The sequence below is a fragment of the Pseudomonas sp. FP1740 genome (assembly GCF_030687165.1).
Classification (GTDB): Bacteria; Pseudomonadota; Gammaproteobacteria; order Pseudomonadales; family Pseudomonadaceae; genus Aquipseudomonas.
On record NZ_CP117461.1, the window covers coordinates 4,197,131 to 4,213,667 of the forward strand.

General features: G+C 60.3%; 11 protein-coding genes. 6 read left to right on the forward strand and 5 right to left on the reverse strand.

Annotation, left to right across the window (positions count from 1 at the left end):
• Positions 1–59: 59 nt before the first annotated feature.
• From PSH69_RS18785 to PSH69_RS18795, 3 genes are all read right to left on the reverse strand, one after another.
• A complete protein-coding gene (locus tag PSH69_RS18785) occupies positions 60–3,734 on the reverse strand; it encodes a translocation/assembly module TamB domain-containing protein (RefSeq protein ID WP_305409405.1) in 3,675 nt (1,224 codons plus the stop codon).
• Positions 3,731–5,458 carry an autotransporter assembly complex family protein gene (locus PSH69_RS18790; protein WP_305409406.1) on the reverse strand — a complete coding sequence of 576 codons (1,728 nt, stop codon included), beginning with the start codon at positions 5,456–5,458 and terminating at the stop codon, positions 3,731–3,733. Before PSH69_RS18790 ends, PSH69_RS18785 begins: the two co-directional genes overlap by 4 nt.
• A 65-nt stretch (positions 5,459–5,523) precedes the next feature.
• The gene (locus tag PSH69_RS18795) at positions 5,524–6,174 is read right to left on the reverse strand and encodes an N-acetyltransferase (protein WP_305409407.1); all 651 of its coding nucleotides are present in this window, start codon (positions 6,172–6,174) and stop codon (positions 5,524–5,526) included.
• A 229-nt stretch (positions 6,175–6,403) separates the two neighbouring features.
• On the opposite strand from PSH69_RS18795, the gene xthA reads away from it, so the two are divergent.
• Positions 6,404–7,216 (forward strand): exodeoxyribonuclease III, encoded by an 813-nt coding sequence (gene xthA / locus PSH69_RS18800; RefSeq protein ID WP_305409408.1) that lies wholly within the window; start codon positions 6,404–6,406, stop codon positions 7,214–7,216.
• A gap of 184 nt (positions 7,217–7,400) precedes the next feature.
• Positions 7,401–8,738 carry a phosphate ABC transporter substrate-binding/OmpA family protein gene (locus PSH69_RS18805; protein WP_305409409.1) on the forward strand — a complete coding sequence of 446 codons (1,338 nt, stop codon included), beginning with the start codon at positions 7,401–7,403 and terminating at the stop codon, positions 8,736–8,738.
• A 170-nt stretch (positions 8,739–8,908) separates the two neighbouring features.
• Here the strand turns inward: PSH69_RS18805 and PSH69_RS18810 are convergent, their stop codons facing one another.
• Complete coding sequence (locus tag PSH69_RS18810; RefSeq protein ID WP_305409410.1) at positions 8,909–10,138, reverse strand: acyl-CoA dehydrogenase; 1,230 nt, start codon at positions 10,136–10,138, stop codon at positions 8,909–8,911.
• A 188-nt stretch (positions 10,139–10,326) separates the two neighbouring features.
• Here PSH69_RS18810 and PSH69_RS18815 point away from each other — a divergent pair, with 188 nt between their 5' ends.
• From PSH69_RS18815 to PSH69_RS18825, 3 genes are all read left to right on the forward strand, one after another.
• Entirely contained in the window at positions 10,327–11,256 is a 930-nt protein-coding gene (locus PSH69_RS18815) for a LysR family transcriptional regulator (protein WP_008068246.1), read from the forward strand.
• A gap of 137 nt (positions 11,257–11,393) precedes the next feature.
• A complete protein-coding gene (locus PSH69_RS18820; RefSeq protein WP_038982455.1) occupies positions 11,394–11,795 on the forward strand; it encodes a MerR family DNA-binding transcriptional regulator in 402 nt (133 codons plus the stop codon).
• Positions 11,796–11,860: 65 nt separating this feature from the next.
• Positions 11,861–12,760, forward strand: coding sequence for a hydroxymethylglutaryl-CoA lyase (locus tag PSH69_RS18825; RefSeq protein WP_018925461.1), 900 nt, complete (start codon positions 11,861–11,863; stop codon positions 12,758–12,760).
• A gap of 615 nt (positions 12,761–13,375) precedes the next feature.
• On the opposite strand, the gene PSH69_RS18830 is transcribed toward PSH69_RS18825, so the two are convergent.
• A complete protein-coding gene (locus tag PSH69_RS18830; RefSeq protein ID WP_305409411.1) occupies positions 13,376–15,073 on the reverse strand; it encodes an AMP-binding protein in 1,698 nt (565 codons plus the stop codon).
• Between the two features lie 295 nt (positions 15,074–15,368).
• On the opposite strand from PSH69_RS18830, the gene PSH69_RS18835 reads away from it, so the two are divergent.
• A complete protein-coding gene (locus PSH69_RS18835; protein WP_007940933.1) occupies positions 15,369–16,532 on the forward strand; it encodes an isovaleryl-CoA dehydrogenase in 1,164 nt (387 codons plus the stop codon).
• Positions 16,533–16,537: the final 5 nt, after the last annotated feature.

Sequence of the window (16,537 nt, forward strand, 5' to 3'; positions counted from 1 at the left end):
AGCGTCCCGGGCTGCGTTCCCATGCAGAGCATGGGAACGATCTTTAAGGGAAAGCGGAGTTAGAAATCCCGCTTGTAGAAGATGTCCAGCGAACTGGCCACGCCGCTGGCGGCTTCGAGGTAGACCTTTTTACTCAGTTTGTAACGCAAGGCGATGGTGTTGGCCGGTTCAAACACGCCTACGCCATAACGCAGGCTGAGCTTCTCGGAGATGTTGCCGCTGGCCACCACACTGGTGGTGTTGCCGCTGCCTTGGGTATCGAGCTGGAAGTCCTGAATGCCCAGGTCCTTGGCCAACCCGCTGGTGACCCCGGAGCTGCCCATCAAACCCAAGCCAAGGGCGGCCTGGGCGAGCATGTTGTTGTCTTCACCGGTGGTACTCAGAGGACGCCCCAGCACCAGATAGGACAACGCCTGCTCCTGACTCATCGCCGGCTCGGAAAAGATCTGCGTGGTCGGCTGCTCGGCACTGCCGCTCAAGCGAATGCCGGCGATCACGTCGTCGGTCTGGCGAATCGCTTCGATGTCCAGGTACGGCTGATCGATGGGACCGGCAAACAGCAAGCGGGCCCGGCGCACGGTCAGGCGCTGGCCATAGGCGCGATAACGCCCGTCGTTGAGCCACAGCTCGCCGCGGGTGTCCATGTTGTCGCCGATGTGCACATGACCTTGCAGGTTGGCGGTCAGGCCGAAGCCGGCAAAGCTCAGCTTGTCCTCCCCCACCACCACATCGATGTCCATCGCCATGGCCATCGGCGGTTTGCCCTCTTCGGTCTGCTGACCGACGATCACCGTGTCATTGGAGACCTTGACCGTCGACGGCGGCAGTTCCCGCACAGTGATCTCGCCCTTGGGCACCAACACCTTGCCGACGATTGCCAGTTTGTCGTCCTTCATGGAGATTTTCAGGTCCGGCGCGACTTCCAGCGCGGCGTAGGGTTCGACGGTGACCGGCAACTGCGAGCCCTTGAGCGCCAGATCCACCACCAGTGCCTGGCCCCAGGCGATGTTGCCATTGAGACTGCCCTGCCCGCTCTTGCCGCTTTTCCAGCCGCCGTTCAGTTGCACGGTTTCGCCGGCAATCACCGCTTGCAGTTGCAGGGCCTGGAGCACCATCGGCAGTTCCGGCCCGGAGATTTCACCGTCGCGCAGCTCAAGGTTGCCGTTGACCTGCGGCGCCAACAACCCGCCAGACAGCGTGCCGCTGCCGTTCAAATGCCCGGTGAGTTTCTCGACCATCGGCACAAACGGCCGCGCCACCGATAAATCCAGGCCATTGAGGCGGAATGAGCCGGTCAGCGGTTTGTTCTTCGGCAACGGGTTGATCTGCGCCTGGAGCATCAGCTCACCAAGCTTGCCACCGACGAAGCTGAGGTCGGTATCGATGCGTTTTGGCGTGAGTTTGCTGGTGAGTTTCAGGGTCTGGTACGGGAAGTCCAGCCACTGATCCTTTTCCTTCATGCGCAACGTGCCGCCGCTGGCATCGACGCTGATCTGGCCGTTCGGGCCGCTGGCCGGCAAGTCCAGTTGCAGGTCGGCGTTGAGCCGGCCCTGCCAGGCAAAATCCTTCGGCAGCCATTGCGCCAGGCTGTCGATCGGGAACTGCTTGAGGTGGTAACGCAGCTTTGGCTCGGGCATCAAGCGCTGGTCTTCGCCACACAGGCTGGCCGGGCCGGACATCCAGCAATGGGCACCGAAGTTGATTTTGCCGTCCGCCAGCCGTTCGAGCCTGGCCGGGTTTTGCAGCTTCCAGTCCTGACCACCGGCCTGGATATCGCCACTGGCCAGACGCCCGCGCCAGTTACCTTTATCCAACGCGCCGTCGAGACCGAGCGCCAGTTTCAGTTTCGGTCCTTGCAGGTCGAGGGTCAGCTTCTGGTTTTTGATGTCGCCCTGGCCGCTGGCGGTCAAGGTGCCCAGTGACGTGTCGCCGGTCTGAATGCCGCTGCCCTTGAGGTCGATCTTCGCCCGTTGGGCACTGTCGAGGGTGGCATCCAGATTGAGGCTTTGCAGGCGGTTGTCTTCGAAAACCAGTTGCGTGCCTTGCAGGGCGAGCTTGCCTTGCGGTGCCTTGAGCGTGCCGGCGACATTGACCCGACCATTGAGCTGGCCGCGCAGTTGCGGCCAGAGTTGGGCCAGGCGCGGCATTTTGATGTCTATCTGGCCGGCGAGTTTCTGTTGCAGGCTGCCCTGGCCATTGATGCTGTTGTCACCCAGGCGAATCTGCAACGCGCTGAGGTTCCATTGCTCGCCGCCGCCATCAGCCTTGGCTTGCAACACCGCCGGCTGCCCGCGCAGTTTGCCTTTCAGGTCCAGGTCGGCGGTCAGGCTGAGCCTTTCATTCTTCATCTCGCCTTTGCTGCGCAACGGACCCGCCAAGGTACCCGGCAACTCCGCGAGCCAGTACGCCGGGTTGATCGCCGAGAGGTCCAGCGCGGTATCCCAGGCGATGCCGTCGGCAAATTGCAGGTTCAGGTGCCCTTCGGCCTTGCCCTGCCCGGCTTCGAGCTTGAATTGCGGCAGATGGATTTGGCTCAGGTCGCCGCTGAACGGGCTGTTCAGGCTGAACGCCCCGGCCGGGCCATCCAGTGCGGCCTTGAAGTTACCGATGTAGTTGCCGTCGGTGTAGGAGACTTCACCGTTGAAGCTGCGCAGTGCCACTTGCGGCTCGTCGATCAGCGGATAGAGGCGGTGCCAGGGGAAATCCAGCCAGTCGATTTTCGCTTCGGCACTGAAGCCTTTGCTCCAGTCCAGTTGCCCGGTGAGCTTGAGGCTTTGTTTGTCATTGGCGGTCAGGTCGAGACCCGCGATTTGCGCGCCCTTGGCGTCGACCTTGCCTTGCAGCAACAACGCGACCGGGCCTTGTTCGGCGGGCAACGTGGCTTTGCCGAGCAACTGGTAGCCGTTTTTCAGGTCGCCGTCGCCGGTGAGTTCCAGTTGATTGAGTTGCAGGGTGTCCGGCAGCTCGGCGCTGGCCTTGAAGCCGTCAGCGGTGATGCGCACTTTTGCCGGCAGGTTTTCCACCAGTGGCTGCAATTCGCCAGTCAACTGCCCGTTCAGGTAACCGCTGCTGTCGGCTTTCAGGTTCAAGGTTTTCAGCAGATCGCCGTCGACCTTCAAAGCCAGTGCCCAGGGTTCGGTGCCCGGCGCCGGCAAGGTCAGCTTGCCTTCGGCGGTCAGCGGCCAGTTGCCGATCGGTTGCAACAGGCCAGACAGGTTCAGGCTCAGTTCATCCCGCTGCAAGTGCACCGAGTCGATCTTCAAACCCTGTTCGGTCCAGTGCGCCGCCAGTTGCAGGCCTTTGAGCTCTTCGCTGCCATTGAACAGCAAACGGCCGACCTTGACGTCACCCAACTCGATGGCCAGCGGCAACTTCAAGTCCGGAAGGCTGATCGGCCCGCTGCTTTGCTCTTCTGCGCCTGGCGGAAATTGCAGGCTGACCTGCTCAGCCTGCAATTGCTCGATGCACAGCGTCATGCGCGTCAGGCACAGCGGCGACCAGGCGAAAATCGCCTGGTTCAGCTCAACCCGGCTGTTGTCCTGCTGCCACAGCAGATGGTCGGCGCTCCACTGTCCACCCAAACGGCCCTGGAAATTCTCCACGGTCAAACCCGGCGCAAACCCGAGCGCCCAGCGACTGCCCGTCGCCGTACCCAGCACGATGATCAAGGCCAGCACGACCAGCATCAGTAGCGCCGGGATCGCCAGCAGCGTTATTTTCAAACCACGCTTCACAGCTCAGGCCCCATGGAAAAGTGCAGTCGAATGCCGCCGTCGTCGTCCATCGCGTGGGCCAGGTCGAGGCGAATTGGTCCTACCGGCGAAACCCAGCGTACGCCAATACCGACGCCGGTCTTCAGGTTCGGCAGTTCGAGGGTGTTGAAAGAGTTGCCCTGGTCGATGAAGGTTGCGACCCGCCACTTTTCGGCGATGGAGTACTGATACTCGACGCTGCCGGCCACCATGTAGCGACCACCGATACGGTCGCCATCGGAGTTCTCCGGGGACAGGCTCTGGTAATCGTAACCGCGCACGCTCTGATCGCCACCGGCGAAGAAGCGTAAGGATGGCGGCACCGATTTGTAACCGTTGGTGGCGCTGCCGCCGACCTGCACCCGACCGAGGAAGCGGTGTTTATCGAAGACCGTGGTCAGGCCTTTGACCAATGCCGTGCCATACACCAGGTTGGTGTCCGAACCCAATCCTTCCTTGGCGACCTTGGTTTCGAATTGCAGGCGATAGCCATTATGCGGATCGATGCGGTTGTCGCTTTTCAGGTACGAATAGCTCACGCCGGGCATCAACAAGGTACTGAGCCCCGAGTCGTCACCGAGTGTGTATTCCTCGCGTTGCCATTTAAGCGACACCACCCGCTGCCAGCCGCTGGGCAACTTGCTGTGCCATTCGGGACCGAGGGTCAGCAATTTGCTGCGGGAGTCGGTGCCAGCGATATCTTCATATTGATAGCCAGCGGCCCAGCGCAGTTTGTCGGTCAGCGGTGGGTCCAGGGGAATGTCGTAAAACACCCCGACGTTCTGCCGCGGTGCCGACAGTTCGGCTTCCCAGCCATAGCTGTCGCCTTGCGGGTTGACCCAGTGCCGGGTCCAGTTGGCCTTGATTCGCGGGCCGACGTCGGTGGAAAAACCCAAGCCGAGCCCCATGGTTCGTGGCTTGCGGGTGTCGAGTTTGACCGCCACCGGGATCACGTCGTCCTTGGAGGCCGTTGGCGCCGCGTCGACGCGCACGCCTTCGAAATAACCGCTCGATTGCAGCGCCTGATTGAGTTCGGCGATCAGTTCCGAGTCATAGGGCGTACCGGCCTTGAACGGCACCATGCGTTGCAGCAGGTCTTCGTCGAACGGCGTGTCGCCTTCAAAACTGACTTTGCCCAGCGCATAACGCGGGCCGCTGTCGTAGATCAATTCGATATCGGCGACGCCCGCACGCGGGTCCACCAGCAGCTTCTGGCGAGTGAAGCGCCCACTGAAGAAGCCGAAACGCGAGGCCTGGTTCTGGATCAGCCGCTTGGCGTCTTCGTAACGGCCATGGTTAAGCACCGCGCCTGGCATTAGCAGGTCGCTTTTGGGCACACGAAAGGATTTGAGCGAGGCGGCAGGACCGTCGACACGTATCGTGACGTTACGCAAACGGATCGGCTCGCCGGGATCGATGTTCAGCACCAGGCGCGGCGTCTTGCCGCCCTTCACGTCGCTGTCGATTTGCGGCTGGTAATACCCCAAGGCCTGGGCGGCCTTGCGCGCCTGTTCTTCGGCGCCGCGACTGAAGCGCAGCAAGGCTTCTTCATCGCGATCGCCGAGGCTACCGATATAGCCCTCTATATTGGCCTTCAGTTCATCGTTGGACGGTTTGATCCGCACATCCAATTCACTTTGCGCCAGCGCCGCGCAGCTGGATAACAGCAACAACAGGCCGCTGGTGATTCTTCCTGGAACATTCATAGGCGCGGATGCTATCACGAGCTTGGGAGCCTGATAGAGCCGGACTTGTCCCATAAGTTCGGCGATTACGCTGTTGCTGTTTGTAACACCTGCGGGTTGGCGTGGAAAAACACGTGCTCACGGATCGGTCCTACGGCCACTTCGCCGATTTCCTCATAGCCCTGACGCTTATAGAACTCCAGATAGCGAGGATTCCCGGTGTCGAGGATCACGCCTTGGGAGTGCTCATCGACTGCGCACCAGTTGTGCACCGCTTGCAGCAATTGTTCGCCAAAGTACTTGCCCTGGAATTGGGGGTGAACCCCCAGCAACGGCAGGATGTGCACCGAATCGGACGGCACGCAGGCCATCACGGCGGCGTGGTAATCGAGGTAGCGTCGGGTACAGCGAAACCCGGTGCTGAGCACCATCCGCAGGCGCCAGGCCCAGCTTTCGGTGATGCCCAGGCGGCGTTGCGGCGGCGCGATCAGGGCGATGCCGATCAAGCGGTCATTCACCAACAGGCCGATGGCCGGCAAATCCTGCAGAAAGTGTTGTTTGATCAGTTCGCGCACCGTCGCCCGGACCCGCTGTTCATAACCGGGGCGTTCGGCTTCGAACAGGTAGCCGAACGTCGGCTCGTGCCGGTACGCCTGGTACAACAGGGAACGCGCTTCGCGGGAATAGCCGCTGTCGAGCATGTGAATATCGGCGATGGCGGTCGAGGTTTCGGGCATAACGGCGGATCTCCCTGGGGCACAGCTCAGATGGCCGCGCTCTTCTTGGTACGAGCCTTGGGGTGGCTTCACAGTTCCCCAGACAGGTATAGACCAAGCGAGGAGCTTCATCGACTGGACTTGCCCGCGCCAACGCATCTCTGACAGGACACAACGAATCCCCTCACCCCAAAGCTGGCCCCATTCCTACATGTCAGCTAGCATCGCACTTTTGCCAGGACTGCCGACCATGAAGATCGTCTCCTTCAACATCAACGGGCTGCGCGCTCGCCCGCATCAGCTGGCGGCGCTGATCGAAAAGCATCAACCGGACGTGATCGGGTTGCAGGAAACCAAGGTCCACGACGACCAGTTTCCCCTGGCCGAGGTGCAGGCGCTGGGGTATCACGTGTATTTCCACGGCCAGAAGAGTCACTACGGCGTGGCCCTGCTCTCGCGCCAGGAGCCGATTGCGCTGCACAAAGGTTTCGCCACGGATGAAGAAGACGCTCAACGTCGCTTTATCTGGGGCACGTTCGCCGACGCCAATGGCGTGCCGGTAACCATCATGAACGGCTATTTCCCACAGGGCGAAAGTCGCGATCACCCCACCAAGTTCCCGGCCAAGGAACGTTTCTACAGCGATTTGCAGCAATTGCTGGAAAGCCAGTTCAGCAACGACCAGCCGATCGTGGTGATGGGCGATGTGAACATTTCCCCGGAAGACTGCGACATTGGCATTGGCCCGGACAACATGAAACGCTGGCTGAAAACCGGCAAATGCAGCTTCCTGCCCGAAGAACGCGAATGGATGGCCCGCCTGAAGAACTGGGGTCTGGTGGACAGTTTCCGTCACCTGAACCCGGACGTTGCCGACCGTTTCAGCTGGTTCGACTACCGCAGCCGCGGTTTTGAAGATGAGCCCAAGCGCGGGCTGCGGATTGACCTGATCATGGCATCCAACGGTTTGTTGCCCCGGGTCAAGGACGCGGGCGTGGATTACGAACTGCGCGCAATGGAAAAGCCTTCCGATCACGCGCCGATCTGGCTTGAGTTGAGCTGATCTGATCGTTCCCACGCGCAGCAACGGAATGCATCCCGTGACGCTCTGCGTCACATTCAACAGCGGAACGCGGAGCGTCCCCGGCGGCGTTGCCACGCAGAGCGTGGGAACGATCACTGTCATCGTTCAGAAACCTTACTGACTTATTCTCCCGGCACTTTCTTTGGCTTATTAAGGTGCCGGCATGACCCTGCGCGTGTTGTTCCTGCTGCTCGGCGCCGTGCTGCCGTTGACGGTGTCGGCCGGCGATTTGCCGACACCCGAACGTGGCCCGGTGCTGCGCATCCAGGGTTCCAACACCATTGGCGCGGCGTTGGGGCCGGCGCTGGTCGAGGGTTTGATGCATGAACAGGGCCTGCTCAAGGTGCACCGCGAAGCCCCGGACAAGGCCAACGAACAACGCATCGTCGGCGAAACCGTTCAGGGCCGCCGAGTCGAGGTAGAGGTAGCGGCCCACGGTTCCAGCACCGGATTCAAAGCCCTGAAAATCGCCTCCGCCGATCTTGCGGCCTCGTCACGGCCGATCAAGGACAGCGAACGACTGGATCTCGAACCGCTGGGCGACCTGAAAAGCCCGGTTGCCGAACAAGTCATCGCCATCGACGGGCTGGCCATCATCCTTCATCCGTACAATCCACTGAAGCAGCTCAACACCGAGCAACTGGCGCGAATCTTCAGCGGCGAAACGAAAACCTGGGAAGAACTCGGCGGCAGCGGTGGGACGATTCATCTCTACGCGCGGGATGACCAATCGGGCACCTACGACACGTTCAAGGAGTTGGTCCTCAGCCCGCGTGGGAAAATGCTGAGCGGCAACGCGAAACGCTTCGAATCCAGTGAGCAATTGTCCGACGCGGTCAGTCTGGACCCGCAAGCCATCGGCTTCATCGGTTTGCCTTATGTGCGCCAGGCCAAAGCCGCGGCCATTGTCGATGGTGACTCCCAGGCCATGCTGCCGCTCAATAGCCTGATCGCGACGGAAGATTACCCGCTGTCCCGTCGGCTGTTCTTTTACCTGCCGCCGAACGGGAAAAATCCCTGGGCCAAGGCGCTGGTGAAGTTCGCCCAGAGCAGCAATGGCCAGGCGATTGTCGCGGCCAATGGTTTTATCGCGCAGACCGTTCAGGCCATGGCCGTCACACCGAATGCGCTGATGCCCGAGGGTTATCAGGCACTCAGTCGGCATGCCCAGCGGCTGACGGTGAATTTTCGTTTCGAAGAAGGCAGCGCGACGCTGGACAACAAGGCCCGCCAGGACCTGTCGCGGGTGCTCGACTATATAAAGCAGCACGACAAAACCAATCGGCAGGTGACCCTGGTGGGGTTTGGCGATGCCAAGAGCGATCCGGCACGGGCCGATCTGCTGTCGAAGCTGCGGGCCATGGCAGTGCGACGAGAACTGGTGAAAAACGGCGTGGTGTTTCGCGAGATTCGCGGTTTTGGCGCCGAGATGCCGGTGGCGGCCAACAGCGGGGATGAAGGGCGGATCAAGAATCGGCGGGTTGAGGTTTGGGTGTATTGAAGTAAGCACCAAACATTGTGGCTTGGGGGCCTACCGTGGCGAGGGGGCTTGCCCCCGTTGGACCGCGAAGCGGGCCTCAAACCGGCCACCGCATTTTTCCTGGAAAGACGCGGTGTACAATTTACGACTGCTGCGCAGCCGAACGGGGGCAAGCCCCCTCGCCACAGGTCTCAGTGCCCGCTGCGCATCATTTCTTTAGGCACATACTTGCCGATCTCGAACTTGCCGATCGCCGCGCGGTGCACTTCGTCCGGGCCGTCGGCCAGGCGCAGGGTGCGTTGCATGGCATACATGTAGGCCAGCGGGAAATCATTGGAAACCCCTGCCCCGCCATGGATCTGGATCGCCCGGTCGATCACCCGTAACGCCACGTTCGGCGCGACCACTTTGATCTGCGCGATCTCGCTCTTCGCCACTTTGTTGCCGACGGTGTCCATCATGTACGCCGCTTTCAACGTCAGCAGTCGCGCCATGTCGATCTCCATCCGCGAATCGGCGATTTTGTCGATGTTGCCGCCCAGACGCGCCAGCGGTTTGCCGAACGCGGTGCGGTTGACCGCCCGTTTGCACATCAACTCCAGCGCACGTTCAGCCATGCCGATCGAACGCATGCAGTGGTGAATCCGTCCCGGACCGAGGCGACCCTGGGCGATTTCGAAGCCGCGTCCTTCGCCCAACAGGACGTTTTCATACGGCACCCGGACGTTTTCGAACAGCACTTCGGCGTGGCCGTGAGGTGCGTCGTCGTAACCGAACACCGGCAGCGGGCGCACAATCTTCACGCCAGGCGTATCCACCGGCACCAGAATCATCGAGTGCTGCGCATGGCGCGGCGCATCCGGATTGCTCAGGCCCATGAAGATCAGGATCTTGCAACGCGGATCGCAAGCCCCCGAAGTCCACCATTTCTTGCCATCGATCACCCATTCATCGCCATCACGCACAGCGCGGGCGGCCATGTTGGTGGCGTCGGACGAAGCCACGTCCGGTTCGGTCATGGCGAACGCCGAACGGATCTCGCCGCGCAACAGCGGTTCGAGCCAGCGTTGCTTCTGCTCTTCGTTGGCGTAACGCACCAGCACTTCCATGTTGCCGGTGTCGGGCGCCGAGCAGTTGAACGGCTCAGGGCCCAGCAACGAGCGGCCCATGATTTCCGCCAATGGCGCGTATTCGAGGTTGGTCAGGCCGGCACCGAGTTCGGACTCAGGCAGAAACAAATTCCACAGGCCTTCAGCCTTGGCCTTGAGCTTGAGCTCTTCCATGATTGCTGTCGGCTGCCAGCGATCGCCCTCGGCGACCTGGCGTTCGAACACCGCTTCGGCGGGATAAACGTAGGTGTCCATGAACGCAGTCACGCGCTCACGCAGTTCCTGGACCTTGGGCGAATAAGCGAAATCCATGGCAGCTCTACCTTTTAATCAGGGGTTCAGAGGAGTTGTTCAGGTCATGCAATCGATGCTAGAACAGCTACGAAAATTTACCTAACCTATTCTCGGCGTGTATTAACATTCATCACCGATATATGATCGGCTGATTGCCAAGGCCCTCGGGTCCGATCAAGACGCCCCTAAAAACAAGAGTGCAGCGCATGAATCTGAGCAAGGTCGACCTCAACCTTTTCATCGTCTTCGACGCGATCTACACCGAAGCCAACCTGACCCGCGCCGGGCAGATCGTCGGCATTACTCAACCGGCGGTGTCGAACGCACTGGCCCGCCTGCGCGAGACCTTCAACGACCCGCTTTTCGTGCGCACCGCCCAGGGCATGGTGCCGACGCCGATGGCGCAGAACATCATCGGCCCCGTGCGCAACGCCCTCTCCCTGCTGCGGGTGTCGGTGCAGGAAAGCCGAATCTTCAACCCGTTGCAGGCGGTCAAGACCTACCGCATCAGCATGACCGACCTCACCGAAGCGGTGATCCTGCCGCCATTGTTCCAGCGCCTGCGCCGCCTGGCGCCGACGGTGATCATCGAAAGTTTCCTGTCCAAACGCCGCGAAACCACCAAGGAACTGGCGGCCGGGCGCCTGGATTTCGCGGTGGATGCGCCGCTCAACACCGATCCGCAGGTGCGTCACGTCAAGTTGATGGAAGACCGTTATGTGTGCGCCATGCGCAAGGGCCATCCGCTGGCGGGCAAAGAGAAATTCACCCTCGACGATTACCTGTCCCTGACCCACATCCATATCTCCAGCCGCCGCAGCGGCCTGGGCTATGTCGACCTGGCCCTGGGCAAAATGGGCATCCAGCGCAAGATCGCCCTGCGCTCCCAGCATTACCTGATGGCGTCCCAAGTGTTGCAGCAGACCGACATGGTCATGACCGTGCCGGAACGCTTCGCCCGTCGCCATGATTTGTACTCGGTGAACCTGCCGGTCAAAGAAGTTCCGCCGGTGGAAACCCACCTCTACTGGCACGAAAGCACCGACCAGGACCCGGCCAACCGCTGGATGCGCGAGCAGATGATCGAGTTGTGCCAGCAGGTCACGGCGCACGAGAAGAAGCTGGATAAGGTGTAGGACGTTAATCCGTGTCATTGTTCTTCGCGGGCAAGCCCGCGATGAAGAGGCCGGTGATACCAACGAAGATCCATGCCCCTTGACGTAAACGTCAACCTGACATTAGCTTAGCGCCATGACCTTTTTCGAGCGCTTCCATGAGCAGCCAGACCTATAGCATTTCCGACCTCGCCCGCGAGCTCGACATCACCACCCGGGCCATTCGCTTCTATGAAGAGCAAGGCCTGCTCAGCCCCGAGCGTCGCGGTCAGGAACGCATTTATTCGCCCCGTGACAAGGTCAGCCTGAAGCTGATCCTGCGGGGCAAGCGCATTGGTTTTTCCCTGGCCGAATGCCGCGAGCTGATCGAGCTCTACGACCCCTCCAGCGGTAACACCAAGCAATTGCACAGCATGCTGGCGAAAATTGCCGAGCGTCGGGAACAACTCGAGCAGCAACTGCTGGACATCGAACAAATGAAGCTGGAACTCGACACGGCCGAAGAGCGCTGCACCCAGGCGCTGGAGCAAACGATCAAGAGCCAGGAATCAGTCCAGTAGACCTACACAAGCCCGCTCCCACAGGGTTCTCTCAGCATTCAGACAATCAGCACAGGTCGATTCCCATGTCCCTCCCCACCCACGTACGCCTGGTCGAAGTCGGCCCCCGCGACGGTCTGCAAAACGAAGCCCAACCCATCAGCGTCGCGGACAAGGTGCAATTGGTCGATGCGCTCACCGCCGCTGGCCTCGGCTATATAGAAGTCGGCAGTTTCGTCTCGCCCAAATGGGTGCCGCAAATGGCCGGTTCCGCCGAGGTCTTCGCGCAGATCCAGCGCAAACCAGGGGTGACCTATGGCGCCCTCGCCCCCAACCTGCGGGGCTTTGAAGACGCTATCGCCGCTGGGGTCAAGGAAGTCGCCGTGTTCGCCGCAGCGTCCGAAGCGTTCTCCCAGCGCAATATCAATTGCTCGATCAGCGAAAGCCTGGAGCGCTTCGTGCCTATCATGGACGCGGCCAAACAACACGGCGTCAGCGTGCGCGGTTACGTGTCCTGTGTGCTGGGCTGCCCTTACGAGGGTGATGTCAAGCCTGCGCAAGTCGCCCGGGTCGCTCGCGAGCTCTATGCCATGGGCTGCTACGAGGTTTCGCTGGGAGACACCATCGGCACCGGCACCGCTGGCGCGACCCGCAAGATGTTTGAAGTGGTTTCGGCCGACGTGCCACGGGAAAAACTGGCCGGGCACTTCCACGACACCTATGGCCAGGCCATGGCCAATATCTACGCCAGCCTGCTGGAAGGCATTTCGGTATTCGACAGCTCCATCGCCGGCCTTGGCGGCTGCCCGTACGCCAAGGGCGCCAGCGGTAACGTCGCCACCGAAGACGTGGTTTACCTGCTCAACGGCCTGGGCATCGAGACCGGGATCGACCTGGACGCCTTGATTCGCGCCGGCCAGCAGATTTGCGCGGTGCTGGGGCGCCCTACCGGTTCTCGCGTGGCCAAGGCCCGCAGCGCACAGTGACAATGTGGATGTGTCCGGGTGTTACCGCGTGTTCTGGAACGTGGGGCGGAAACGAGTAACACGGAAACAAATTGTCAGGTTTGGTACGGATGAAAAAATCTCAAAAAAATCAAATCATTGATTTTAAAGGATTTTTCAAAGTTGGCACGGCTTCTGCTATCTCTATGGCATAACAAGAATAAAAAGCTGCAAACCAATAAAAATAAGACGTAACGACTCTGACATAACAAGAACAACACGGCAGAGACGCAGCTAACAGATTTTTTTGGAGAAGGTGTACTTTTCAGGGTGCTTTTCGGAGTAACCCGCAACCGGGCAGAGAACAATAAAACTACCTTCAGGTAGCTCCCGAACTGGTTGGATCGCTTGGCGAAAAAGTAGATCAGCGCTCAAAAAAATACGTTTGCTCTTGATCCCGGATGGGGATCGACAAAAACAGCGGTAAAGGGCCACGGTTGCCAAAAACAACAACAGACCGCCCCTCAATAATAAAAAAAGAGCACGTAACGACAAAATTAAAGGGGAGCTTCGGCTCCCCTTTGTGCTTTCCTGCTTTTCTATTTTTCTCGACCCACATGTGGAAGCAGGCTTGCTCGCTCCCACACTGGTTATGTGTCAGGCGTTTTTGCTGCGTAGCTCCTCGATGCTGATCTCGCGCATCCGAAACTTCTGGATCTTGCCGGTCACGGTCATCGGAAACTCCTCGACGAACTTGAAGTAACGCGGCGTCTTGAAGTGCGCGATACGCTCCTTGCACCAGGCTTGCAGTTCCTGCTCGGTAGCGCTGTGGCCGGGATGGAATTTGATCCAGGCGACAATCTCTTCGCCATACCGGGAGCAAGGAATGCCGATCACCTGCACATCGGCAACCGCCGGGTGGGTGAAGAAGAACTCTTCCAGTTCCCTTGGGTAAATATTCTCACCGCCGCGAATGATCATGTCCTTGTTACGCCCGGCGATGCACACGTAGCCTTCGTCGTTCATGCTCGCCAGATCGCCGGTGTGCATCCAGTCAGCGTCATCGATAGCCTCGGCGGTGGCTTGCGGGTTATTCCAGTAGCCGAGCATTACGCTGTAACCCCGAGTGCACAGTTCGCCAATGGTGCCGCGTGGCACCAGATTGCCCGCCTCGTCGATGATCTTGCTTTCCAGTTGCGGCTGGGTGCGGCCGACCGTGGTGACGCGCAATTCCAGGTCGTCCGACGGACCGGTCTGCAAAGACACGGGGCTGGTTTCCGTCATGCCGTAGGCAATCTGCACTTCGCTCATGTGCATTTCGCTGATAACCCGACGCATCACCTCGATCGGACACGTCGCCCCGGCCATGATCCCGGTGCGCAGGCTCGACAAATCAAATTCGGCGCGTTTGGGCTGATCGAGCAGGGCGATGAACATGGTCGGCACGCCATAAAGCGCGGTGGCTTTTTCTTCGGCGACGGTGGTCAGGGTCAACAGCGGATCGAAGGCATCGTTGGGGTAAATCATGGTGCTGCCGTGGGTGACGCAGCCGAGGTTGCCCATGACCATGCCGAAGCAGTGATACAGCGGCACCGGAATCACCAGCCGATCATCGGCGGTCAGGCCGAGGCTTTCGCCGACCATGTAACCGTTGTTGAGGATGTTGTAGTGGCTGAGGGTCGCGCCCTTGGGGAAACCGGTGGTGCCGGAGGTGTACTGGATGTTCACTGCCTGGTCGAAATGCAGGCTGTCCTGGCGTTCGTGCAATGGCTCGATCGACACACTGGCCGCCAGATCGGCCAATTGCGACCACGGCAGGAAACCCGAGGGTGGCTGCGCATCCAGGCTGATGACCCCACGCAGTTCCGGCAGGCGTTCGCTCTGCAAGCGGCCGATGGATTGCTCCGCCAATTCCGGCACCAACCCTTGCAGCATGCCGTGATAGTCGGAGGTCTTGAAGGCCCCGGCGCAAACCAGCCATTGGCAGCCGGATTGCTTCAATACGTATTCGAGTTCCGAACTGCGATAAGCCGGGTTGATGTTGACCAGGATCACGCCGATTTTCGCACTGGCGAACTGGCTGATGCACCACTGGGCGCAGTTCGGGGCCCAGATGCCGAGCCGGTCACCGGTTTGCAAACCCAGCGCCAGGAATGCTCTGGCGTGTAGATCAACAGCATCCGACAGCTGCTGCCAGGTGTAACGCAGCTGTTGGTGGCGCACGACCAGCGCCTCCCCGTTCGGGTATTGCGCGACGGTGTTATCAAACGCCTGGCCGATGGTCATCGCCAGCAAGGTTTTGTCCTGGGAACCACGGGTATAGCTGCGCTGCGGGCTTGCACTGGGTTGATCCATGACGACCCCTATTGTCTTTATTAATGGGCTGTACCGGCGACCTTTAGAGCCGGCTTGTGTGGCGAGGGGGCTGCCCCCGTTGGGCCGCGCAGCGGACCCAAGATCTGCGAGCGCTGCGCACTCGAACGGGGGCAAGCCCCCTCGCCACAGTCTTTCAGAACTGGCTCTACTCTCGCTCAAGTTGACGTTAACGTAAAGGGTGATTGACAGCCATTCGTCACAGGCTTACGTTAACGTAAAGGTGAGAGCTGAATCACTGCCCTCCCCACCCTACAAAAAAGCCAAAAGGTGCCCCATGAGCTACCCATCCCTGAACTTTGCCCTCGGTGAAACCATCGACATGCTGCGCGATCAGGTTCAGTCCTTCGTCGCCAAAGAGATCGCCCCGCGCGCCGCTCAGATCGACATCGACAACCTGTTCCCGGCCGACCTGTGGCGTAAATTCGGCGACATGGGCCTGCTGGGCATCACCGTGCCGGAAGAGTACGGCGGCGCCGGCCTGGGTTATCTGGCGCACGTGGTCGCCATGGAAGAAATCAGCCGTGGTTCGGCGTCGGTCGCCCTGTCCTACGGTGCGCACTCCAACCTCTGCGTCAACCAGATCAACCGCAACGGCACTCACGAACAGAAAAGCAAATACCTGCCGAAACTGATCAGCGGCGAGCACATCGGCGCCCTGGCCATGAGCGAGCCGAACGCCGGTTCCGACGTGGTCTCGATGAAGCTGCGCGCCGACAAACGCGGCGATCACTACGTACTCAACGGCAGCAAGACCTGGATCACCAACGGTCCTGACGCCAACACCTACGTGATCTACGCCAAGACCGATCTGGAAAAAGGCCCCCACGGCATCACCGCATTCATCGTCGAACGAGACTGGAAAGGCTTCAGCCGCAGCAACAAATTCGACAAGCTCGGCATGCGCGGCTCGAACACCTGCGAGCTGTTCTTCGATGACGTCGAAGTGCCGGAAGAAAACATCCTCGGCGTGCTCAACGGCGGGGTGAAAGTGCTGATGAGCGGCCTCGACTACGAGCGCGTGGTGCTTTCCGGCGGCCCGACCGGGATCATGCAGGCCTGCATGGACCTGATCGTGCCGTACATCCATGACCGCAAACAGTTCGGCCAGAGCATCGGCGAATTCCAGCTGATCCAGGGCAAAGTCGCCGACATGTACACCCAACTCAACGCCAGCCGCGCCTACCTGTATGCCGTGGCCCAGGCCTGCGAACGTGGCGAAACCACTCGCAAGGACGCTGCCGGGGTGATCCTCTATAGTGCCGAGCGCGCCACGCAAATGGCCCTCGACGCGATCCAGATTCTTGGCGGCAACGGCTACATCAACGAATTCCCGGCCGGTCGTCTGCTGCGTGACGCCAAGCTGTACGAAATCGGCGCCGGCACCAGTGAGATCCGTCGCATGCTGATCGGTCGCGAACTGTTCAACGAAACCCGCTAAACGGA

Bases quoted from the DNA above. Each gene is read 5' to 3' on its own strand.
- PSH69_RS18810 (WP_305409410.1), bottom strand. From the start codon at position 10,138: ATGGATTTCGCTTATTCGCCCAAGGTCCAGGAACTGCGTGAGCGCGTG.
- PSH69_RS18825 (WP_018925461.1), top strand. From the start codon at position 11,861: ATGTCCCTCCCCACCCACGTACGCCTGGTCGAAGTCGGCCCCCGCGAC.
- PSH69_RS18820 (WP_038982455.1), top strand. From the start codon at position 11,394: ATGAGCAGCCAGACCTATAGCATTTCCGACCTCGCCCGCGAGCTCGAC.
- xthA (WP_305409408.1), top strand. From the start codon at position 6,404: ATGAAGATCGTCTCCTTCAACATCAACGGGCTGCGCGCTCGCCCGCAT.
- PSH69_RS18830 (WP_305409411.1), bottom strand. From the start codon at position 15,073: ATGGATCAACCCAGTGCAAGCCCGCAGCGCAGCTATACCCGTGGTTCC.
- PSH69_RS18835 (WP_007940933.1), top strand. From the start codon at position 15,369: ATGAGCTACCCATCCCTGAACTTTGCCCTCGGTGAAACCATCGACATG.
- PSH69_RS18790 (WP_305409406.1), bottom strand. From the start codon at position 5,458: ATGAATGTTCCAGGAAGAATCACCAGCGGCCTGTTGTTGCTGTTATCC.
- PSH69_RS18815 (WP_008068246.1), top strand. From the start codon at position 10,327: ATGAATCTGAGCAAGGTCGACCTCAACCTTTTCATCGTCTTCGACGCG.
- PSH69_RS18805 (WP_305409409.1), top strand. From the start codon at position 7,401: ATGACCCTGCGCGTGTTGTTCCTGCTGCTCGGCGCCGTGCTGCCGTTG.
- PSH69_RS18795 (WP_305409407.1), bottom strand. From the start codon at position 6,174: ATGCCCGAAACCTCGACCGCCATCGCCGATATTCACATGCTCGACAGC.